The sequence below is a fragment of the Paenibacillus sp. N119s genome, assembly GCF_059447605.1.
The window spans coordinates 1-3,663 of the sequence record NZ_JCAJRU010000347.1 but is presented as its reverse complement, the minus strand read 5'-3'; the positions used below and the strand labels follow the sequence as shown (position 1 = coordinate 3,663).

At 53.9% G+C, this 3,663-nt stretch carries 1 protein-coding gene; it reads left to right on the top strand.

Annotated elements, in window-relative coordinates:
- On the top strand, positions 1 to 3,663 hold a 3,663-nt coding region (locus AC5V8P_RS24235; protein WP_495473957.1), incomplete at both ends, for an amino acid adenylation domain-containing protein.

The following is a 3,663-nucleotide window of genomic DNA, read 5'->3' as shown; positions in this document are numbered from 1 at the left end:
AGATGTTGCTGCAGGCGAAGCAGGAGCCCTGTTCCATGCCTTGGTGGAAGAGCAGGCTCAGCTTGTACCGGATCACGTGGCGGTGGTGTACGAAGAGCAACAGCTGACGTACCGCGAGCTAAATGAGCGTGCGAACCAACTCGCTCGCAGATTGAGAAATGAAGGCATTGGACGCGAGTCGATTGTCGGCATTTGGAGTGAACGTTCGGTAGACATGCTGGTTGGCGTATTGGCGGTATGGAAGGCTGGAGGCGCCTATGTGCCGCTGGATGCAGACTATCCGTCCGAACGGATTCGTTTCATGCTGGAGGATAGCGGTGCGACGGTGCTGTTGACCCAGACGGGATTGCAAGAGCGTGCCCAAGCATGGCTGAATGAAAGTAGGCAGTCCTTATCCGGGGGCAAGACTGAGGGTGAGTTGGAAAAAGCGGTTAGCGCTGAAACGATGGAAAGTGACCGCCTAAATGAAGGCTTTGGCTTGAAATCAGATTCGAAGTCTGACAGCGAAACGGCATCTGAATCTGCAACGAGCTTGCGTCTGCAAACCATGCTGGCATTAGACGATGAGTCACTGTACACCGGGGATATGACAGACGTAGATCACATCAACGAACCGCATGATTTAGCGTATGTGATTTACACCTCCGGGACAACCGGACGTCCGAAAGGCGTTATGATCGAGCATCGCAGCTTGGTCAATACGGCTGCGGCGTATCGCCGGGATTATCGTCTGAGCGAGTTCCCAGTACGACTGCTGCAATTGGCAAGCTTCTCCTTCGACGTGTTCGTCGGCGATATTGCACGGACGCTTTATAACGGGGGCACGATGGTTATTTGTCCGAAAGACGACCGAATTGATTTTAGCCGTCTGCACAGATGGATTCGGGATTATCAAATTACGGTGTTCGAATCCACACCAGCGTTGATCGTACCGTTTATGCAGTATGTGCATGAACAGGGACTGGACATGAGCAGTCTGGAACTGCTGATCACGAGCTCGGATAGCTGCAGCGTGACGGACTATCGGGTGCTGCAAGAACGGTTTGGTGCGGAGATCCGCATTATTAACAGCTACGGCGTCACGGAAGCAGCGATTGACTCCAGCTTCTATGATGAAGAGTTATCGAAGCTGCCAAGCAGCGGCCATGTGCCGATTGGTCAGGCGTGGCTGAACGCACGCTTCTACATCGTGGACAGCCAGCTGAATCCGGTGCCGATCGGTGTACTGGGCGAGCTGTGCATCGGCGGCATTGGGGTTGCACGGGGATACCTGAACCGTGCGGACCTGACGGCCGAGAAATTCGTAGCGAACCCGTACGTACCAGGTGAACGACTGTATCGCACCGGTGATTTGGCGCGGTGGATGCCAGACGGCCATGTGGACTTTATCGGCCGGATGGATGATCAGGTCAAAATCCGGGGCTTCCGGATTGAACTGGGCGAGGTGGAAGCGCAGCTGCTGACTGTGGATGGGATTCAGAAAGCCATCGTCACCGCCTGGGAAAACGAAGACGGAGACAAGGATCTGTGCGCGTATGTCGTCGCCTCGGAGGCGCTGAATTTGCCGGAGCTACGCAGCACACTCCAGCCTAAACTGCCGAACTATATGATCCCGACGTATGTCGTACAGCTGGATCGATTCCCGCTGACACCAAACGGGAAAATTGACCGCAAAGCGCTGCCTGCGCCGGAAGCGCGCCTTGAAGGAGGCACGGAGTACGTGGCGCCGCGCACACCGCTGGAAGAGCAATTGGTACGTATTTGGCAAAGCGTTCTGAATCATCGGCGGGTAGGCATTCGGGATAACTTCTTTGAAGTGGGCGGACATTCACTGCGTGCCACCACCCTGATGGCGAAAATCCATCAGGAGCTGAATTACAAGCTGGCCTTGCGAGACATTTTCCAATATCCGACGATTGAGCAACTGGTGCAGGTGATGGGTGAAGACCAGACCCCGCAAACGTATGTATCCATACCTGTAGCGGAGGCGCGCGCATATTATCCTGTTTCCTCGGCGCAAAAACGGATGTACGTTCTCAGTCACCTGGAAGGGGGAGAGGTGAGCTATAACATGCCGGGCGCTTTGATTATCGAAGGCTCCTTGGATAAAGAGCGACTGGAGCAAGCCTTCCGCCAGCTGATTGCCCGTCATGAAGCCTTGCGAACCCGATTCGAGATGATCGATGGCGAGGTGATTCAGCGGATTGAATCCAGTGCCCCATTCAGCGTGGAGCATGTGCAGGCAAGCGAAGACGAGACCCCGCAGTACGCCCAAGCCTTTGTACGTGCCTTTGATCTCGCCCAAGCCCCATTGCTGCGGGTTCAGTTGATCGAAAATGGGCCGGAGCGTCACGTCATGCTCTATGACATGCATCATATTATTTCGGATGGCATCACGGAAGGAATTATCGTGCAGGAGTTCTCTCAATTGTATGAAGGCAAGGAACTGCCGCCCCTGCGGATACAGTACAAGGACTATGCGGTTTGGCAGCATGCAGATATGCAAAGTGAACGACTTCGTGCGCAAGAAAGCTACTGGCTGAACACCATGTCTGGTGAAATTCCGGCGTTGGATATGCCAACGGATTACACAAGACCCGCTGTACAGCGTCTGGAAGGAACTCGATTGGAGTTTGCAATCTGCATGGAGGACAGTGAGCAGCTGAAACAGCTGGCCGCGCAAACCGGATCCACCTTGTATATGGTGTTGCTTGCAGCGTATAGCACACTCTTGCATAAATACACGGGTCAAGAGGACATTATCATCGGCACGCCGATTGCCGGACGACCACATGCAGAGCTAGGTAGCCTGGTAGGTGTATTCCTGAACACGCTGGCGATCCGCAATTATCCGTCTGGCGACAAAACGTTCCTGGATTACTTGCAAGAGGTCAAAGAGCATGCGCTCAGTGCGTATGAGCATCAGGAATATCCATTTGAAGAGCTGGTTGAAAAGCTGAATGTAACGCGGGATACGAGCCGGAATGCACTGTTTGATACGATGTTTGAGTTGAAAACCTTTGAGCAGCAGGAGTTCGAGCTGGAAGGTCTGACCTTTAAGCCGTATCCGACGGACAATTCTACGTCCAAATTCGATCTGACCTTGGATGCCGTAGAGCAGCCCGAAGGTATTCTGTGCAGTTTGGAATACAGCACGGCGCTGTACAAGCCGGAGACGATCGCGCGCTTTGCGCAGCATTTTACCGAACTCGTACGTGCGATTACACTGCATCCAGAGCAGCCATTGGCCGCTTTGGAGATGGTAACTGTCGAGGAGAAGGCACAAATCCTCTATGGTTTTGGAGATGTAGGCGTATCGGATATTGCGGCTGTTGAAGACGGAGCACTGTTCCATACCTCTGTGGAAGAACAAGCACAGCTTGTACCAGATCACGTAGCGGTGGTGTACGAGGAGCAGCAGCTGACGTACCGGACACTGAATGAACGTGCGAACCAGTTGGCGCGTAGACTGAGAAATGAAGGCATTGGACGCGAATCGATTGTCGGTATTTTGAGCGAGCGCTCGGTGGATATGCTGGTCGGCGTATTAGCGGTGTGGAAAGCCGGAGGCGCCTATGTGCCGCTGGATGCAGACTATCCGTCCGAACGAATTCGCTTTATGCTGGAGGACAGCGGTGCGACGGTGCTGCTTACGCAAACCGG